Raw genomic sequence first — 14,630 nt, 5'->3', positions numbered from 1 at the left:
CGACAGTCGAAAGCGCTGAACGCACGCGAATGCAGCACAAGCGGGACACAGTTTCGTATTTCGGCACCGCGCGCCGCTGGCTGCCGGAGGCTTTGTCGGTCGCAATCTTCGCCGCTCAGCTGTCAGCAGCGCACGCGCAAACGACATCACCTGCGCAGCAACCCGCGCCGCCGGCGCAGCAGGCCGCAACGGCGGAGACCTCGCCCGACGCCATCAAGCAGCGCGAGCAGGAGCTCGAGGCCGCGCGCGAACAGCAGCGCAAGGCGGCCGAGCAGCAGGAGAAGCTGAAGGCCGACATCGCGGCGATCGGCCAGGACCGCAGCAAGCTCAATCAGGAGCTGATCGACATTGCCGGCCAGGTGCGTGGCGTCGAGACCCGGATCGCGGATGCCGAGGCACGCCTGCAGCCGCTCGACGGCCGCGAGCGCGAGATCCGCAGCTCGCTCGATTCACGCCGCTCCGACGTGATCGAGGTGCTGGCCGCGCTGCAACGCGCCGGACGGCGCACGCCGCCGGCGCTGCTGGTGCGGCCGGAGGACGCGCTGCAATCGCTGCGCACCGCGATGCTGCTCGGCGCCGTGGTGCCGGAGCTGCGGGTCCGCGCCGAGAAGCTTGCCGCCGACCTCGGCGAACTGGTCGCGCTGCGCAAGACCATCTCCGCCGAGCGCGATGCGCTGGCGGCCGACCGCGACAAGCTCAGAGAAGACCAGACCCGGCTTGCGGCGCTGGTCGACGAACGGCAACGGCAGCAGAGCGCGGCGGAAAAGGACATGGAGGCGGAAGGCGCGCGCGCCGTCGCGCTGGCCAAGCAGGCCGACAGCCTGCAGAGCCTGATCGCCAAGATGGAGCAGGACCTCAAGAGCGCGGCCAAGGCCGCCGCCACGGCGAGCCTCCAGGGGGCGCCGGCGACGGTTAACGGCAAGCCGAATCTGGGAGCCCTGAAGGATCCCGCCCGCATGAGCCCGGCGGTCGCCTTCGCCTCGGCCAAGGGCCTGTTCTCGTATCCCGTGAATGGCACCAAGATTCGCGAATTTGGCGGTTCCGATGGCGCGGGAGGCGTACAAAAAGGCATTTCTTTGGCGGCCAAGCCGGGCGCGCAGGTCACAACCCCGTGTGACGGCTGGGTAGTTTACGCTGGTCCTTTCCGCAGCTATGGACAACTCTTGATCCTCAATGCCGGGGGCGGGTATCATGTCCTGATCGCCGGGATGGAGCGTATTTCGGTAAACATCGGCCAGTTTGTACTGACGGGGGAGCCGGTTGCGACCATGGGGTCGACGTCCCAGGTTGCATCCATTCTCGCGACCAATGCGAGCCAGCCAGTGCTCTATGTCGAGTTCCGGAAAGACGGCACTCCAATCGATCCAGGTCCATGGTGGGCCGCAAATGAAGGCGAAAAGGTTCGCGGATGATGCGCAAGACTTCGGTAATTCTCCTGAGCGCCGCCACCGGCGCGGCCCTGACGCTTTTCGTCACGCAGCCCCGCGCTGTGCTGATGGGATCGAGCGCGCGCGCCGCGACGTCGGACACCTACCGCCAGCTCAATCTGTTCGGCGACGTGTTCGAGCGGGTGCGCAGCGACTATGTCGAGAAGCCGGATGATTCCAAGCTGGTCGAATCCGCGATCTCGGGCATGCTGTCCGGCCTCGATCCGCATTCGAGCTACATGGACGCCAAGAGCTTCCGCGACATGCAGGTGCAGACCCGCGGCGAATTCGGCGGCCTCGGCATCGAAGTCACGATGGAAGACGGCCTGATCAAAGTGGTCTCGCCGATCGACGACACTCCGGCCTCGAAGGCCGGCATCATGGCCAACGACATCATCACCACCCTCGACGACGAAGCCGTGCAGGGCCTGACCCTGAACCAGGCCGTCGAGAAGATGCGCGGTCCGGTCAACACCAAGATCAAGCTCAAGATCATCCGCAAGGGCCAGGACAATCCGATCGACGTCACGCTGGTGCGCGACAACATCCGCGTCCGCTCGGTGCGCGCGCGCGTCGAGGCCGACGACATCGCCTATATCCGCATCACCACCTTCAACGAGCAGACCACCGAAGGCCTGAAGAAGGAGGTCGCCAATCTGCAGGGCCAGATCGGCGACAAGCTGAAGGGCTATATCATCGACCTCAGAAACAACCCCGGCGGCCTGCTGGAAGAAGCGGTCACCGTGTCCGACTCCTTCCTGGAGCGTGGTGAGATCGTCTCGACCCGCGGCCGCAATGCCGAGGAAACCCAGCGCCGCGCCGCCCATCCGGGCGACCTGACCAAGGGCAAGCCGGTCATCGTGCTGATCAACGGCGGCTCGGCCTCGGCGTCTGAGATCGTCGCGGGCGCGCTGCAGGACCACAAGCGGGCAACGCTGGTCGGCACCCGTTCGTTCGGCAAGGGCTCGGTGCAGACCATCATCCCACTCGGCTCGGGCAACGGCGCACTGCGCCTGACCACCGCGCGCTATTACACGCCGTCGGGCAAGTCGATCCAGGCCAAGGGCATCGTGCCCGATATCGAGGTGCTGCAGGACGTGCCGGAAGAGCTGAAGGCGCGCACCGATACCAAGGGCGAGGCCTCGCTGCGCGGCCATCTGAAGAACGATGGCGACGAGAAGACCGGTTCGCAGTCCTACGTCCCGCCGGATGCCAAGGACGACAAGGCGCTGAAAATGGCCGACGATCTGCTGCACGGCATCAAGTCGACCTCGAACGCCACGCCGGCACCGGCCGGTGACAAGGCGCCCGGCGACAAGGCCGCGGCCGACAAGCCGGCCAACAAGTCCGCGAACTAATCCGATCCGATCGATTCGGTGAACAGGGCGGCCCTCGGGCCGCCCTTTCTGCTTTCGGATGTCCACCCGTAACCGTGCTTTGACGGGGCGGCCGGTGCGCGGGAATGCACCGCATCGTGCTATCGTTCGCGCTGTTGATTCGGGGAGGGTCATGGCAGAAGCGGCCGACGAACTGAGCACGCCGCTTGGGCAGAAGACCGTGGGCAGGACGCGCTGTATCCGCCTGCCATTCACGGCGATGCAGGCGCTCGCCGTGCTGCTGGGCCTCGTGCTGGTCGGCTTCGCCGGCGTCGCGCTGTTCAACGACAACCCGCTCGGCGGCGAGCCGATGGCCCGGATCGCGCTCCGCAATGCGCCGCCCGCAGCCGGCGACGACAAGCACGCCCCGGCCGCCCAGCCGGCCGAGCCGGCGGTCAAATCCGCCGCCAAGGCGCCGGCCGCATCGAGCGACGCCAGAACGGTCACCATCATCGACGGCTCCAGCGGCAAGCGCCAGGATGTCGTGATCGGCGCCGGCGATCCGGGGGACAAGGCCGATGGCGAGGCATCTCCGGTCGCGATGGCCGGGGTCGACCCGCGCCTGTTGGAAAAGTCGCGCTACGGCATGATCCCGATGGTCGCCGACGGCCTGAAGCCGTTCACGGTCTATGCGGCCGAGGCCGACCGTGCCAAGGCGGCCCGGATGCCCGTGGTTGCCATCGTGGTCGGCGGCCTCGGCGTCGGCGCCGCCAAGACCGCCGACGCCATCATGAAGCTGCCGCCGGCCGTGACGCTGGCCTTCACGCCCTATGGCGTCGACCCCGGCAAGCTTGCGGAACGCGCCCGCGCCCAGCGCCACGAGATCCTGCTGCAGATCCCGATGGAGCCGTTCGACTATCCCGACAACGATCCGGGCCCGCAGACCCTGCTGACCACCCTGGGCAGCGAGCAGAACCTCGACCGGCTCTATTGGCATCTGAGCCGCCTGCAGGGCTATGCCGGGATCGCCAATTTCATGGGGGCGCGGTTCGTCGCGACCGATCTCGTGATGCAGCCGATCGTGCGCGAAGCGGCCAAGCGCGGCCTGAGCTGGTTCGACGATGGTACCACCCCGCGCAGCGTGGCGCAGACGCTCTCCGCGGGCCAGTCGCTGCCGTTTGCCAAGGCCGATTTCGCCATCGACGCGGTGCCGACGTCGGCAGAAATCGACCGCGCACTGGTCAAGCTGGAAACCATCGCCAAGGAACGCGGCACCGCCGTGGGCGTCGCCTCGGCGCTGCCGGTCTCGATCGAGCGGCTCGGCGCCTGGCTCAAGACACTGGACTCCAAGGGCATCATGCTTGTGCCATTGACAACGGCGATGCTGAAATCAAAATCGGGCTAGAAGATCAATCTGTTGGTGCGACTTGAGACCTTGCCGGGGGGCCGGGTCTGGTGGCGCCGGGAACTGGGCGAGGTAGCGGCAGCATGGCACGTTATGAAGACCTGCCCTATCGAACCTGCGTCGGCATCATGCTGCTGAATACCGCCGGGCTGGTCTTCATCGGACGCCGCGCCGGCGGCATCGAGCATGTCGACGACGCCCATGTCTGGCAGATGCCGCAAGGCGGCGTCGATCCCGGCGAGGATACGTTTCAGGCGGCCAAGCGCGAGCTTTACGAGGAGACCAGCGTCAAATCGGTGGAGAAGCTCGGCGAGGTCGCGGACTGGCTGATCTACGACATCCCGCGCACCGTCGCCGGGCGCGCCTGGAAGGGCCGCTATCGCGGCCAGCGGCAGAAGTGGTTCGCGTTGCGCTTCACCGGCAAGGACAACGAGATCAACGTCGCCAACCCCGGCGGCGGCCACAAGGCCGAGTTCATCACCTGGCGCTGGGAGCCGATGAAGAATCTGCCGGAGCTGATTGTGCCGTTCAAGCGGCCGGTCTATGAGCGCGTCGTGAAGGAATTTGCCGCGCTGGCAGCCAAATAGACCCACGACGCAGCGCCGAAATGTCATCAGATAAGCCCTATCGGCCCAATGTGGGCATTGCGCTGTTCAACGCGGCCGGACGCGTGCTGATCGGCCACCGGATCAAGGACGACGGTCCGGAGATCGTGCTGCCCGGCCTCGACTGGCAGATGCCGCAGGGCGGCATCGACGACGGCGAGGATCCGCGCCAGGCCGTGATGCGCGAATTGTGGGAAGAGACCGGAGCGGTCAGCGCCGATTATCTCGGCGAGACCGACTGGATGACCTACGAATTCCCCGCCTATGACGGTCCGGCCTCGCACCGGCTGGCGAAATTCCGCGGCCAGCGGCAGAAATGGTTTGCGCTGCGCTTCACCGGACAAGACGCCGAGATCGATCCGTTGACGCCGCGCAACGGCCAGCCCGCCGAGTTCGATCAATGGCGCTGGGAGCGGCTCGACCGTGTCGCCGATCTGGTGGTGCCGTTCCGCCGCGACGTCTATCGCACGGTCGCGACCTGGTTCGCCGAATTCGCCGGCTGATCCGGCGGCGGAATCCGCCGCGCATCGCCCGGCGTCATGCCGTAGGTCGCGCGGAACACGCGATAGAAGGTCGCGATGCTGTCGAAGCCGCAGGAGAATGCGATCTCGTCGATGCCGCGCTCCCGCGTGGCATAGAGCAGCCGCCTCGCCTCTTTCAACCTCGCCGCCGTCAGCGTCCGCGCGAACGACAGGCCGGTCGGCTCGAATAGCGCATGCACTTGCCGCAGCGAAATGCCGAGCTCGGCGGCAACAGTGGCCGGCGAGAGCGAGGTGCGATGCAGATCGCGCAACAGGATTTCGCGCGCGGCGTGGAGGTAGCCGGCATGCAGCGCGGCCCGGACCTCATCCTGGCGCGGCCGCACGCGCCCGCGCGCGAGCAGCGCCAGGCGCACCATATGCGTGACCTCGGCAGTGAACTGGCCGGCTTGCGCCGGATGCTGCGTCATGGCGCGGAACATGGCGCCGACCAGCCGGGTCAGGCCCGCGCCCCGCGTCAGCATGACCGGCGGGGCATCCTCGATCCGCGCACCAAGGGCGAGGTCGGCGGTGACGGGGATCTTGAGGCTGAAGAAGTGGAAGCCATCGGTCCGGTCGGGCGTCGACGCAAACGGAAGATTGGAGTGGCCGAACACCAGATCCCCGTTGTCCACCCACTGAACACGATCGCGGCCGATATTCAGATGACCGGGGCCGCGCACCTGCCAGGCGAGTTGCAGGCTGTTGCTCGGGACGCGCGCGATATCGGACGACGTGCGGCTGACGCGATAGGACGACGCCGACATTTCCGCCAGCACGGCATCGCCGATCGGCGTCGCGGAAAAGCGCCCGCGGAAGTCGGGCCGTTTGTCGCGCTCGAGCTCGATGGTGACCCCGAACAGGCTCTTGCCGCGCACGTCGCACCAATGCTCGAAGCGGTCTTGCGGGCGGAGCGCGTCGGTGGAGAAAGTCAGCACTTCAGAATGACCCGTTACGTGGGAGAGACGTCGCGATGCTGCGAGGCCAGTTCGTCATCGCGCCGCAGCTTGTCATGTGTGCGTGATCCCTGCTGTAAGCTGCCTCACATTCGGATCATGTTCTAGTCTTGCTGAGGCACGATTCCTTCTCTTTCGCTCGCAATGACGGCAGGATTCGTTCAGAGCCTTTCGTGACCAAAAACCTCCATTGACGCAGTAAGATTAGTTCGGGCCGACCGTGAACGGGCCGATCGCGATGACATGGCAATCGCTGTCGCGCTTGACGCAGTCCGCGAGCGCGGCGTTGACCGCGCTTTGCTCGTTCTCCGCTTTCAGGCCCAGTCCGGGCCGTCCCTGGGTGCCGACCGCGACCGCATTCCAGCCGGTCGTCGCATCGGCAAGCTTGCGCACGACATCGCCGCGCTCGTTCGGCATGATGACCGAGCTGTCGGCGGGCTTGAAGAAGCCGGTCACGCGCAATGTGGCCGGGATCGGCACCACAAAGACGTCGTCGACCGCGACGATCGTGCACGGCACGCCCGCGACCGCGCCGCAGGCCTGCAGGTTGCGACGCGCGGATTCCTCCAGTGAATCGATGCCCGAATTGAAGAAGTAGTGGCCGCCCGGGCCGAGCGCGATGGTTCGCGTCTTGCGTCCCGGCACGAACAGGCTTTCGAGCCTTGCCCTGGCCGGCTCGCGCAGCAGCGGAACGTCCTTGGTCGTATACGGCTTCTCAACCAGCGCATCGCGCTTGACCCATGGCAAGGGCGGCACCGGCGGCAGGCCGTGGCTATACACGATCGTATTGCCGACGGCGTACAACTCGCATTTGCGCGGCGAGCCTGCATTGTCGGCGCGCTTCTGGCACAGGTCGAGCGCGGCCGTCTTCGCCGCGTCCTCGCTCGGCTGCGCCACGCTCCAGCCGACGAAACCATTGATGTTGAGGGCAAGCGCCTTGGAATCGCCCGCGGGCAGATATTCGGTCGCGAGCCCGTTGCGGGTGCGATCGCTGACAAAGGGTGTCATGCCGGCGACGAGCTTGTCGCCCGATGTGATCGATGGCGGCGGCTCGGACACTGGCGCGGCCAATGTGGGTGCCGGTGGGGGTTTGACAGACGGCGCCGCCGATGGCGACGGCGACGGTGCGACCAATGGTGCCGGTGCAGCCGAGACCAGGGACCCGGGCGCCGGCGTCGAGCTTGTCACGACCGCAGGCTTCGCCGCCGACGTTTCCAGCTTGGTGTAATACAGGAAGCCGCCGACGCCGATGGCGGCCAGCAGCACCAGCGTGATTGCGGCGGGCCACATCCAGGCCGGTGCGGCCGCACGCGCGGCCTTGGCCGGCTTCTTGACCTGGGGCGTCGCGTAGCTGCCGTCCTCGCGCCGCATCGCCACCATGTAGGCGTGCACGGGGGTCGGAATGTTCTTCACTTCCTGCGCGCCGATGTCGGCGAATTGCACCGACAGCTTGTTGGCGACCTGCTCATGGACCGCGCGCGACACGCAGATGCCGCCGACCTCGGCGAGGCCCTCGAGCCTTGCTGCGATGTTGACGCCATCGCCGAGCAGATCGCCGTCGCGCTCGACCACGTCGCCGATCGTGATACCGATCCGGAACGCCATCTGCCGGCTCGGCGGATAGGCCATGTTGCGCGTGCGCAGGCTTTCCTGGATGTCGATCGCGCAGCGCACGGCTTCGACGGCGCTGGGAAATTCCGCCAGCACCGCGTCACCCGCGGTGTTGAAGATGCGGCCACCGCCCTTGGCAATGAAATCGTCGGTGACCTGGCGGTAGGACGCGAGCCGCCGCAGCGTCTCTTCCTCATCCTCGGCAACCAGTCGACTATAGCCTGCAATATCGGCTGCGAAGATCGCTGCGATCTTGCGCTTCATGAGCACCAGCCCCGGAACCCGAATGTGCCGGGCAGCATGCCGCCAGACGCTCGCGGGTGCAATAAACATTCAATGCCCGCCGGGGCGCGGCGAGCGTTGAATCGTTCAAGGCTTGATCGATGAAGGCAGAAAGTGTGAGCGATTTCACAAAGCCGCGCCCGACTTGAGCGCATGGCGCGATCACAGATCAGCAATCGCCTTAAAGGGCGATGTGATTAGGTTGAACCGTCATCGCGCCTTGGTTTGTTGTCTAAGCATGATCTTTTCGGAAAACCGCTTCGCACTTTTCCGGATCATGCTTTAGTGCATCGCCGTCGCGTTGAGCTCGTGCTGGATGCTCTTGAAGTGGTCAAGCCGCTCGATCGCGTGGTCGAGCTCGGTGCCCTCGTGCTCGGCAAGCTTCTCTTCCATCTCCTTGATGGTCTCCGCGAACTTGGCGCGGTCGAGCTCCGCAATCGCGGTCGCGACGTCGGCGAGCACGGTGAGGCCCTTGTCCGACACTTCGGCGAGACCGCCGAGCACGATCACCTTCTCCTTCTTGCCGGCGGTCGTGATCGTCAGGATGCCCGGACGAACCGTGGCGACGACAGGCGCGTGGCCGGCGAGCACACCGAAATCACCCTCAACGCCGGGGACGTCGACCTGATCGACCTCGCCGGAGAAGGCGAGCTTTTCGGGAGAGACGAGATCGAAGTGGAAGGTGGCCATGGAGCGCCCGTAGTTCAGACTGGTTTCGACTGGTGAGAGGCGAATAGCGAATGGCGAGTAGCGAATGCGCTCGTCACTCTTTCCCTATTCGCCGCTCCCTATTCGCTATTCGCTAACTCAGGCGGCTTCGGCCGCCAGCTTCTTGCCCTTCTCGACGGCTTCTTCGATGGTGCCGACCATGTAGAACGCCGCTTCCGGCAGGTGGTCGTACTTGCCCTCGCAGAGGTCGCGGAAGCCCTTGATGGTGTCGGCGAGGTCGACGAACTTGCCCGGCGAGCCGGTGAAGATTTCGGCGACGTGGAACGGCTGCGACAGGAAGCGCTCGACCTTGCGGGCGCGGGCGACCGTCAGCTTGTCCTCTTCCGACAGTTCGTCCATGCCGAGAATGGCGATGATGTCCTGCAGCGACTTGTAGCGCTGGAGGATCTGCTGGACCATACGTGCGGTGTTGTAGTGCTCGTCGCCGACCACCAGCGCCGACAGCATGCGCGAGGTCGAGTCGAGCGGGTCCACCGCCGGATAGATGCCCTTTTCCGAGATCGCGCGCGACAGCACCGTGGTGGCGTCCAGATGCGCGAACGAGGTGGCGGGCGCCGGATCGGTCAGGTCGTCGGCCGGCACGTAGATCGCCTGCACCGAGGTGATCGAGCCCTTCTGGGTGGTGGTGATGCGCTCCTGCAGCGCGCCCATGTCGGTCGCCAGCGTCGGCTGATAACCCACGGCGCTCGGGATGCGGCCGAGCAGCGCCGACACTTCCGAACCCGCCTGGGTGAAGCGGAAGATATTGTCGACGAAGAACAGCACGTCCTGGCCCTGGTCGCGGAAATGCTCGGCGACCGTCAGACCGGTCAGGCCGACCCGGGCGCGGGCGCCCGGCGGCTCGTTCATCTGGCCGAACACCAGCGCGCACTTCGATTTCACGCTCGGATCCGGATTGTGCGGATCGGCGTTGACCTTCGATTCGATGAACTCGTGATAGAGATCGTTGCCCTCGCGGGTACGCTCGCCGACGCCGGCGAACACCGAGTAACCGCCGTGCGCCTTCGCGACGTTGTTGATCAGCTCCTGAATCAGCACGGTCTTGCCGACGCCGGCGCCGCCGAACAGGCCGATCTTGCCGCCCTTGGCGTACGGAGCAAGCAGGTCGACGACCTTGATGCCGGTGACGAGGATTTCGGCCTCGGTGGACTGATCGGTGTAGGTCGGCGCTTCCTGGTGGATGGCGCGCACGCCGTCGGACTTGATCGGACCGGCTTCGTCGATCGGCTCGCCGATCACGTTGATGATGCGGCCGAGCGTGCCTTCGCCGACCGGCACCCGGATCGGTTCGCCGGTGTCGGTCACTTCCTGGCCGCGCACCAGACCTTCGGTGATGTCCATCGCGATGGTACGGACGGTCGATTCACCGAGATGCTGGGCGACTTCGAGCACCAGGCGGTTGCCGCCGTTCTTGGTCTCGAGCGCGTTCAGAATCGCCGGAAGGTGGCCTTCGAACTGCACGTCGACCACGGCGCCCGTGACCTGGGTAACGCGACCGATCGGATTGGCTGCTGTAGCCATGGACTGTTCTCCTTCGAAAATCTGCCTTAGACCGCCTCAGCGCCGGAGATGATCTCGATCAGCTCCTTCGTGATCTGGGCCTGACGGGTTCGGTTGTAAATCAGGGTTTGCTTGCGAATCATCTCGCCGGCATTGCGGGTCGCGCTGTCCATCGCGCTCATCTGCGCGCCATAGAACGAGGCGTTGTTTTCGAGCAGCGCGCGGAACACCTGCACCGCGAGGTTGCGCGGCAGCAGGCTGCCGAGGATCTGATCCTCTTCCGGCTCGTATTCATAGGACGTGGAGGGAGCCGCGCCCGCGGCGGGCGCGGCGACCTCGAGCGGGATGATCTGCTGCGCGGTCGGGATCTGCGCGATCACCGACTGGAAGCGCGAATAGAACAGCGTGCAGACGTCGAACTCGCCGGCCTCGAACCGCGCCAGCACCTTGTTGGCGATGTCCTCGGCGTTGGCGAAGCCGATCTGGCGCACCGAACGCAGGTCGAGATGCTCGACAATCCGCTTCTCGAAGGTCCGCCGCAGCTGCTCGTAGCCCTTGCGGCCGACACAGAAGAATTTGACGTCCTTGCCCTGCGCGAGCAGCGACTGCGCCCGCTCGCGCGCCAGGCGCACGATGGCCGAGTTGAAGGCGCCGGACAGGCCGCGCTCGCCGGTGCAGACCAGCAGCAGGTGAACCTGGTCGTTGCCGGTGCCGGCGAGCAGCGCCGGTGCGCCCGGCGTGCCATTGGCCGCGGCGGCGATGTTGGAGATTACCGCATCCATCTTGGTGGCATAGGGCCGCGCCGCTTCGGCGGCGTTCTGCGCGCGGCGCAGCTTCGAGGCTGCGACCATCTGCATGGCCTTGGTGATCTTCTGCGTCGCCTTGGTCGAGGCGATGCGGACCCGCATGTCTTTTAGTGACGCCATTCTTCGTTCACCCCGGCGATCCGACCACAATGGTCAGATCGCAAGCCTCCGTTCGTCACGCCCGGCGGCGAGCCGGGCGACGCCCCATTCGTTATGCAAACGTCTTGGCGAAGCCGTCGACCGCCGCCTTCAGCTTGGCGGCGCTGTCGTCGGACAGATCGCGGCTGTCGCGGATCGCGTTGAGGATGTCGACGTGCTTGCCGCGCAACAGCGACAGCAGGCCATCCTCGAACGCCTTCACCTTGTTGAGCGGCAGCGCATCGAGATAGCCGTTGGTGCCCGCCCAGATCACGCAGACCTGCTCTTCCATCTTCAGCGGCGAGAACTGCGGCTGCTTCAGGAGCTCGGTCAAGCGCGAACCGCGGTTGAGCAGGCGCTGGGTGGACGCGTCGAGGTCGGAGCCGAACTGCGCGAACGCCGCCATTTCACGATACTGCGCGAGCTCGCCCTTGATCTTGCCGGCGACCTTCTTGGTCGCCTTGGTCTGCGCCGACGAACCGACGCGCGACACCGACAGACCGACGTTCACCGCCGGGCGGATGCCCTGGAAGAACAGGTCGGTTTCCAGGAATATCTGACCGTCGGTGATCGAAATCACGTTGGTCGGGATGTAGGCCGACACGTCGTTGGCCTGGGTTTCGATGACCGGCAGCGCGGTCAGCGAGCCCAAACCGTGCTCCTTGTTGAGCTTGGCCGCGCGCTCGAGCAGGCGGGAATGCAGATAGAACACGTCGCCCGGATAGGCTTCGCGGCCCGGCGGGCGGCGCAGCAGCAGCGACATCTGGCGGTAGGCGACGGCCTGCTTGGACAGATCGTCATAGATGATCACGGCGTGCATGCCGTTGTCGCGGAAGTATTCGCCCATCGTGCAGCCGGTGAACGGCGCAATGTACTGCATCGGCGCCGGGTCGGACGCGGTCGCCGCAACGACGATCGAGTATTCCAGCGCGCCCTGCTCTTCGAGCACCTTGACGAACTGGGCAACGGTGGAGCGCTTCTGGCCGACCGCGACATAGACGCAGTACAGCTTCTGGCTCTCGTCCGGCTGGGCGTTGAGCGGCTTCTGGTTCAGGATGGTGTCGAGCGCGATCGCGGTCTTGCCGGTCTGACGGTCGCCGATGATCAGCTCGCGCTGGCCGCGGCCGATCGGGATCAGCGCATCGATCGCCTTCAGGCCGGTGGCCATCGGCTCGTTGACCGACTTGCGCGGAATGATGCCGGGCGCCTTGACGTCGACGCGCTTGCGTTCGGTGGCTTGGATCGGGCCCTTGCCGTCGATCGGATTGCCGAGCGCATCGACGACGCGGCCGAGCAGGCCCTTGCCGACCGGCGCGTCCACGATGGCGCGGGTGCGCTTGACGGTCTGGCCTTCCTTGATCTCGCGGTCGGCGCCGAAGATCACGACGCCGACGTTGTCGGTTTCGAGGTTGAGCGCCATGCCGCGCGTGCCGTTCTCGAACTCGACCATTTCACCGGCCTGGACGTTGTCGAGACCGTAGACGCGGGCGATACCGTCACCGACCGACAGCACCTGGCCAACTTCGGTGACCTCGGCTTCCTGGCCGAAATTCTTGATCTGGTCCTTGAGGATCGCAGAAATTTCTGCGGCGCGGATGTCCATCAGCCTGCCTCTTTCATCGCGTTCTTGATCGAATTGAGTTTGGTGCGAAGCGAACTATCCACCATCCGGCTGCCGAGCTTGACCACCAGGCCACCAATAATGGAGGGATCGACCTTCACGTTGAGCGCGACGTCCTTGCCCGTCACTGATTTCAGTGCGGTCTTCAGGGCGTCGAGATTCTTGTCACTGAGCTGCTCGGCGACGGTGACGTCCGCAGTCGCCTCGCCCTTGAACTTCGCCACCAGCGCGCGATAGGCGCGGATCACATCGGCAATTGCGAACAGCCGGCGGTTGGCGGTGAGCACCTTGAGGAATTTGGCCGACGTGCCGGCGATGCCAGCCTTGTCGAGCACCACGGTCAGCGCCTTCAGCTGGGCGTCCGCGGAAAACACCGGGCTGCGGACGAGGCGCTTCAGATCGGCGCTCTCGTTGAGCATGGCCTCGAATTTGTCGAGGTCGGCCCGGACTTGATCGACGGATTGCTCGTCGCGCGCCAACTCGAACAGGGCCGTTGCGTAACGACCGGACACTCCCGAAACGGACGGATCTTCAGCAGCCACGAGCTCGCTCTTTTTTGCTGTCAAATTCGCAAGGGAAAAACCGTCGCCACCAAAGCAGCGCCTAGCGATCCAAGCCCTTGGAATTCAAGCGGGACTTCGATTTTCGACCGGCACAGGACATGCCGGGACCGTTAAAATCGCGGCTTTGCTAACATAGCAATCGCGCAGGTGCAACATGACGGCATCGTGAGAGCCGCCTTGTCGCACGCGGTTTTCGGTGACCGCAGCCGACCGCAAATCGGGACGAATTCGGCCCGCGGAAAATCGACCCAGCGACGCCCGATTTACATCTCGCGAATTTGTTCCATCGAATTTTGCATGGGCCTAGGGCCGAGCGCGCAAGGAACCCGCGACAGCCGTGATTTCCATTTGGCGAATACTTACCGAAAACTTACCACTGCATCGATATTCAGTATTCGTAAGTATAACATCGGTTAAAAATTGATTAAAGCACAAGCTTAGGCAACTTCGATCGAGTACCCCAAGGCGGTAACAAGATATTTCAGCCGGAGACATTCGGGATTTACTGCCTAATTCGTGCCTCAATGCGAAACCAAACGGCCTAGGTCAACGAAGGGACGGGGGTTCCACTTGCCGCGTTAGCGGCAATACTGTCTGAGGGTCTTATCAATGCTGAATATCAAGAAAGCAGCGGGCAACGTCACCCGCTCGCGTACGGCGCTTGCGTTTGTAGCCGCAACTGTTCTGGTCGGGGGCAGCGTGACCGAGGCGTCCGCGAAGTCCCGGCACCACCATCATCGCCACCATCACCACCATGCCCGCGCCGAAGGCTCGTCCTGGCGCGACGCCAACGCATCGGTCCAGTCGTCCGGCGGCCACACGTTCTCGGGGATGGCCTCCTTCTACGGCAATGAATCGGGAAGCCGCACCGCTTCCGGCCAGCGCTTCAACCAGAACGCCATGACCGCGGCCCACCGCTCGCTGCCGTTCGGCACCAAGCTCCGCGTCACCCATGGCGGCCGCAGCGTCGTCGTCACCATCAACGATCGTGGCCCGTTCATCCGCGGCCGCGTGCTCGACCTCTCCACCGGCGCAGCCCGGGCCATCGGCCTGACCGGTGCCGGCGTCGGCCGCGTCACGGCCGAGGTCATCTAACGCTTTCAGTAAGCGTTGCGTTGCGTACCGGCCGCGAGGCCTGCCTCGCGCCAAAGGG

General features: G+C 65.1%; 13 protein-coding genes. 6 read left to right on the top strand and 7 right to left on the bottom strand.

The window, feature by feature from the left end; all coding sequences use genetic code 11:
• The first annotated feature begins 29 nt into the window (after positions 1-29).
• The 5 genes from ACVW17_RS08950 (at position 30) to ACVW17_RS08930 (ending at position 5,256) form a co-directional block, all read left to right on the top strand.
• On the top strand, positions 30-1,412 hold the full coding sequence (locus ACVW17_RS08950) for a murein hydrolase activator EnvC family protein (protein WP_456751542.1): 1,383 nt from the start codon (positions 30-32) through the stop codon (positions 1,410-1,412).
• Positions 1,409-2,785: a S41 family peptidase gene (locus ACVW17_RS08945; RefSeq protein WP_456751541.1), complete on the top strand. Its 1,377-nt coding sequence runs from the start codon at positions 1,409-1,411 to the stop codon at positions 2,783-2,785. Before ACVW17_RS08950 ends, ACVW17_RS08945 begins: the two co-directional genes overlap by 4 nt.
• Before the next feature lie 151 nt (positions 2,786-2,936).
• Positions 2,937-4,148, top strand: a complete 1,212-nt coding sequence (locus ACVW17_RS08940) for a divergent polysaccharide deacetylase family protein (RefSeq protein ID WP_456797029.1) — start codon at positions 2,937-2,939, stop codon at positions 4,146-4,148.
• A gap of 83 nt (positions 4,149-4,231) precedes the next feature.
• The gene (locus tag ACVW17_RS08935) at positions 4,232-4,735 is read left to right on the top strand and encodes an RNA pyrophosphohydrolase (protein ID WP_456751539.1); all 504 of its coding nucleotides are present in this window, start codon (positions 4,232-4,234) and stop codon (positions 4,733-4,735) included.
• Between the two features lie 20 nt (positions 4,736-4,755).
• The gene (locus tag ACVW17_RS08930; RefSeq protein ID WP_456751538.1) at positions 4,756-5,256 is read left to right on the top strand and encodes an RNA pyrophosphohydrolase; all 501 of its coding nucleotides are present in this window, start codon (positions 4,756-4,758) and stop codon (positions 5,254-5,256) included.
• On the opposite strand, the gene ACVW17_RS08925 is transcribed toward ACVW17_RS08930, so the two are convergent.
• The 7 genes from ACVW17_RS08925 to ACVW17_RS08895 form a co-directional block, all read right to left on the bottom strand.
• Complete coding sequence (locus ACVW17_RS08925) at positions 5,214-6,209, bottom strand: AraC family transcriptional regulator (protein ID WP_456751537.1); 996 nt, start codon at positions 6,207-6,209, stop codon at positions 5,214-5,216. The genes ACVW17_RS08930 and ACVW17_RS08925 overlap by 43 nt on opposite strands.
• A 222-nt stretch (positions 6,210-6,431) precedes the next feature.
• Positions 6,432-8,102: an adenylate/guanylate cyclase domain-containing protein gene (locus ACVW17_RS08920; RefSeq protein ID WP_456751536.1), complete on the bottom strand. Its 1,671-nt coding sequence runs from the start codon at positions 8,100-8,102 to the stop codon at positions 6,432-6,434.
• 300 nt (positions 8,103-8,402) lie between these two features.
• Entirely contained in the window at positions 8,403-8,810 is a 408-nt protein-coding gene (locus ACVW17_RS08915) for a F0F1 ATP synthase subunit epsilon (RefSeq protein WP_456751535.1), read from the bottom strand.
• A 117-nt stretch (positions 8,811-8,927) separates the two neighbouring features.
• Positions 8,928-10,370, bottom strand: a complete 1,443-nt coding sequence (atpD, locus tag ACVW17_RS08910) for a F0F1 ATP synthase subunit beta (RefSeq protein WP_456751534.1) — start codon at positions 10,368-10,370, stop codon at positions 8,928-8,930.
• 26 nt (positions 10,371-10,396) lie between these two features.
• The gene (locus ACVW17_RS08905) at positions 10,397-11,275 is read right to left on the bottom strand and encodes a F0F1 ATP synthase subunit gamma (protein WP_456751533.1); all 879 of its coding nucleotides are present in this window, start codon (positions 11,273-11,275) and stop codon (positions 10,397-10,399) included.
• A 91-nt stretch (positions 11,276-11,366) separates the two neighbouring features.
• Complete coding sequence (gene atpA / locus ACVW17_RS08900; RefSeq protein ID WP_456751532.1) at positions 11,367-12,896, bottom strand: F0F1 ATP synthase subunit alpha; 1,530 nt, start codon at positions 12,894-12,896, stop codon at positions 11,367-11,369.
• A complete protein-coding gene (locus ACVW17_RS08895; RefSeq protein WP_456751531.1) occupies positions 12,896-13,456 on the bottom strand; it encodes a F0F1 ATP synthase subunit delta in 561 nt (186 codons plus the stop codon). Before ACVW17_RS08895 ends, atpA begins: the two co-directional genes overlap by 1 nt.
• A 630-nt stretch (positions 13,457-14,086) precedes the next feature.
• On the opposite strand from ACVW17_RS08895, the gene ACVW17_RS08890 reads away from it, so the two are divergent.
• Positions 14,087-14,572, top strand: a complete 486-nt coding sequence (locus ACVW17_RS08890) for a septal ring lytic transglycosylase RlpA family protein (protein ID WP_456751530.1) — start codon at positions 14,087-14,089, stop codon at positions 14,570-14,572.
• Positions 14,573-14,630: the final 58 nt, after the last annotated feature.

This window comes from Bradyrhizobium sp. USDA 4473 (assembly GCF_054063335.1).
This window is presented reverse-complemented; position numbering and strand designations above follow the sequence as displayed.

Coding starts and splice junctions, on each gene's coding strand:
- ACVW17_RS08905 (WP_456751533.1), bottom strand. CDS start 11,275: ATGGCGTCACTAAAAGACATGCGGGTCCGCATCGCCTCGACCAAGGCG.
- ACVW17_RS08945 (WP_456751541.1), top strand. CDS start 1,409: ATGATGCGCAAGACTTCGGTAATTCTCCTGAGCGCCGCCACCGGCGCG.
- ACVW17_RS08950 (WP_456751542.1), top strand. CDS start 30: ATGCAGCACAAGCGGGACACAGTTTCGTATTTCGGCACCGCGCGCCGC.
- atpA (WP_456751532.1), bottom strand. CDS start 12,896: ATGGACATCCGCGCCGCAGAAATTTCTGCGATCCTCAAGGACCAGATC.
- ACVW17_RS08915 (WP_456751535.1), bottom strand. CDS start 8,810: ATGGCCACCTTCCACTTCGATCTCGTCTCTCCCGAAAAGCTCGCCTTC.
- ACVW17_RS08890 (WP_456751530.1), top strand. CDS start 14,087: ATGCTGAATATCAAGAAAGCAGCGGGCAACGTCACCCGCTCGCGTACG.
- ACVW17_RS08920 (WP_456751536.1), bottom strand. CDS start 8,102: ATGAAGCGCAAGATCGCAGCGATCTTCGCAGCCGATATTGCAGGCTAT.
- ACVW17_RS08940 (WP_456797029.1), top strand. CDS start 2,937: ATGGCAGAAGCGGCCGACGAACTGAGCACGCCGCTTGGGCAGAAGACC.
- ACVW17_RS08935 (WP_456751539.1), top strand. CDS start 4,232: ATGGCACGTTATGAAGACCTGCCCTATCGAACCTGCGTCGGCATCATG.
- atpD (WP_456751534.1), bottom strand. CDS start 10,370: ATGGCTACAGCAGCCAATCCGATCGGTCGCGTTACCCAGGTCACGGGC.
- ACVW17_RS08930 (WP_456751538.1), top strand. CDS start 4,756: ATGTCATCAGATAAGCCCTATCGGCCCAATGTGGGCATTGCGCTGTTC.